At 49.8% G+C, this 3164-nt stretch carries 3 protein-coding genes; all 3 read right to left on the minus strand.

What is annotated here, in order from left to right; all coding sequences use genetic code 11:
- Positions 1-427: 427 nt before the first annotated feature.
- Positions 428-1288: a fumarylacetoacetate hydrolase family protein gene (locus tag QN379_RS23230; protein WP_322238583.1), complete on the minus strand. Its 861-nt coding sequence runs from the start codon at positions 1286-1288 to the stop codon at positions 428-430.
- Positions 1289-1366: 78 nt separating this feature from the next.
- The gene (locus QN379_RS23235; RefSeq protein WP_322238582.1) at positions 1367-2122 is read right to left on the minus strand and encodes an SDR family oxidoreductase; all 756 of its coding nucleotides are present in this window, start codon (positions 2120-2122) and stop codon (positions 1367-1369) included.
- Positions 2123-2259: 137 nt separating this feature from the next.
- Complete coding sequence (locus QN379_RS23240; protein WP_322238581.1) at positions 2260-2991, minus strand: FadR/GntR family transcriptional regulator; 732 nt, start codon at positions 2989-2991, stop codon at positions 2260-2262.
- Between the last annotated feature and the right edge of the window lie 173 nt (positions 2992-3164).

Genomic DNA, 3164 nt, shown 5'->3' on the forward strand with positions numbered 1-3164 from the left:
AGATAAAACACACTATCAAAAATGGAATAATGCGCCAGGTTATCTTGCGATAGGCTGCCTCTTCAAATGCTGTGGTACTGGACGTGACAAAACTACTGGCTACGGACATGCTTTGCTCCTGTTAGGATACGAGATCCATTGATGGACCAGTTCGCATTCGTCTATGCTCGCGCTGAACTGGAATCTGCCGTGCAACCCGCTTGCGCTTCTGTTGAAAGCGATGCAGTGTTGACTGGCCTTTTATTTTTATAAGTGTTGCGGCTATTTTTGATTAAATAGACGCAACGAGGCCGGAGCAGGAGTCAATTGACCGCGCTCCAACGTAAATGTACGAAGGATTAAATTGCCTGTTTGGACAAACCTGTGCGCTACAAATCAGGCCATGCTTTACGTTGCCGCACACCCCTCTTTGAAGTTGGCAATCTTCTTAGTCAAGCAAGGCTTCGTTCCATGTATGCACAGTTTGCTGTTGCTCGCCCAGTTTCTCGATTCCGAGTTTGACGACGTCACCATTTTTTAAGAAAACCTGCGGTTTCTGTCCCATGCCAACGCCTGGTGGCGTGCCCGTTGAGATAATGTCGCCAGGATAAAGTGTTGTGAACTGGCTGATGTAATGCACTAGAAATGCGACATTAAAAACCATCGTTTTGGTATTACCGTTCTGGTAGCGTGTGCCATTGACGTCCAACCACATGGAAAGGTTTTGTGGATCGCCAACTTCGTCGGCGGTAACCAGCCAAGGACCCACCGGCCCAAACGTGTCGCAGCCTTTGCCCTTATCCCAGGTGCCGCTGCGCTCAATCTGGTATTCACGCTCGGATACGTCATTTATCACCGCGTATCCAGCGACATAGCTAAGTGCATTTTCCACCGTGACATAGCGCGCTTTGCTGCCGATAATCACGCCCAACTCCACTTCCCAGTCGGTCTTGACCGAATTTTTCGGCATGACGATCGGATCGTTAGGGCCGCCAAAGCAGCTCGACCATTTATTGAACAATACTGGTTCAGATGGTACCGGCAAGCCAGATTCGGCCGCATGGTCACTGTAATTCAGTCCTACACAGATGAATTTACCCAGGCCTGTAAATGGCGCACCAAAGCGCTGCGGTGCAGGCACTTCCGGCAGCGTTGACAAATCGATTGCCTGCAATTTTTTCAGGCCAGCCGGGGATAATACTTCTGGACTGATATCGCTAATGATCGATGACAGATCGCGAATTTTCCCGTTAGTGTCCATCGCTGCTGGTTTTTCCTGACCTTTGGGGCCGTGACGTAATAATTTCAAAATATGCTCCTGTTTCTAATGCGTTTATGGATGCTCAATCGATTTGACCGGCCACTATTACGGTTACCTGAATGACGATTAGTTTGACCAGCCACCGTCAATAATTTGGCTGGTCCCGGTCGTGAAGGAAGATTCATCCGAGGCCAGATACAAGGCCAGCGCGGCGATTTCTTCGGCTTTGCCCAGACGTCCGATTGGCTGGCGTGCGACAAAGCCTTGACGCACTTGCTCATCACTTTGACCGCTGGTGTGAGACTGTTCAGCGATACGTCCGCGCAACGACGGCGATTCTACGGTGCCGGGACAGATGGCGTTACAACGAATGCCCTTTGAAACGAAATCGGCAGCAACGGATTTCGTCAATCCGATCACCGCGGCTTTGGTTGCGCCGTAAGCAAACCTGACCGGCACACCCTTGATGCTGGAAGCGGCAGATGACATATTGATAATCGAGCCACCACCGTTAGCCAGCATGCCGGGCAGGAAGGCGCGAATAGTCCGATACATGGACCCGACGTTGAGATTGTAGGAGAAATTCCACACATCTTCATCGCATTCCAAAATAGTGCCGTGGTGAACAAATCCGGCGCAATTAAACAGGACGTCGATGGTGCCAAATTCTGCTGCTATGGCTTTGACTTCTTCGTTATTGGTCACGTCAAGTTTACGCACGACACAATTTGGCAGCGTTGACAGTTCGGCTAATAGTGTTTCATTGATGTCAGTGGCGATCACGTGCGCGCCTTCGCGCAGGAATGCCTCAACGGTAGCGCGGCCTATACCTTGTGCAGCGGCGGTAATCAATGCGGTTTTACCCGCTAAACGATTGGTCATGAAGGACTCCTTAAAAATGAGATAAATACAAAGACGTATTTTTGACGTAAATGCTGAGGCAAGTCGCCCGGGCGATGGTCGTTATAAAGTTACCAACAGCCCGTGCTAACGATTTGAAGGCGGCGATAAAGGAGTGTTTAGGTGAGTGGCAGATGTGATGCCGCGGCATCGGCGCTGTGGGTGGCATTTTGGTAGCCCTCACGTACGCGCAATAAATGATTGCGCATAGACAGTGCGGCGCGCTCTGGATCGCGCGCTTGCAGCGCTGCCAGAATATCGCGGTGATCTTGAAGACTGCGCTCCAAAACGGCTGGAATACGGGATGTAATAGAGCGACTTTTTTTGCCCAATACATACAAACTTCCGGCAATACTTTGCAGGAAAGGATTATTGCAGGCTTCAATAATGACCTCATGGAATGCGACGTCGGCGGCCGCAAAAGTGGCCGCATCACTCAACAAGGCGACTTCATCCTCTACCGTAGCTGCCAGGAAAGCCAATTGCTCTTCACTAATATGCGTTGCTGCCAAAGCGGCTACGCCGCTTTCAATAATGATGCGCGAATCGAATAGTGCATCGAGACTGCCAGCGTTAAGGTCGATAATCATTTCTAACGGTTCAAGCAATTCACGCGGATGCAGAGAACCAACGAAGGTCCCTTCGCCCTGCCTAATGCGCAATAAGCCTAATAATGACAAACCGCGGATTGCCTCTCGCACAGCTGGACGACCAACTCCCAACATAGTCGCCAACTCACGCTCTGGTGGCAATTGCTGCGTTGGCTTGAGCTGACCGGTACGTATCATCTGCAAAAGTCGCTGCGCTACCTGCTCGGAAACGGAGGTCTGAATAATAGGATCGAATGACATATTTATAAATTAGGTTCCGCTTACCAATTCAATGGTAAGACCAATAAACGAAGACTATGCCTGAAATTTCAGCCTGTCAACTCCGATGCGTATTTTTGAGAGAAATTCGAAAGGAGACGAAAGTACTAAAAAATGGACGCTCAGACAAAAAAATGATGGAAAAGGCCGTGATT

Source organism: Glaciimonas sp. Gout2, assembly GCF_035018905.1.
Classification (GTDB): Bacteria; Pseudomonadota; Gammaproteobacteria; order Burkholderiales; family Burkholderiaceae_D; genus Glaciimonas.

Coding starts and splice junctions, on each gene's coding strand:
- QN379_RS23235 (WP_322238582.1), bottom strand. CDS start 2,122: ATGACCAATCGTTTAGCGGGTAAAACCGCATTGATTACCGCCGCTGCA.
- QN379_RS23240 (WP_322238581.1), bottom strand. CDS start 2,991: ATGTCATTCGATCCTATTATTCAGACCTCCGTTTCCGAGCAGGTAGCG.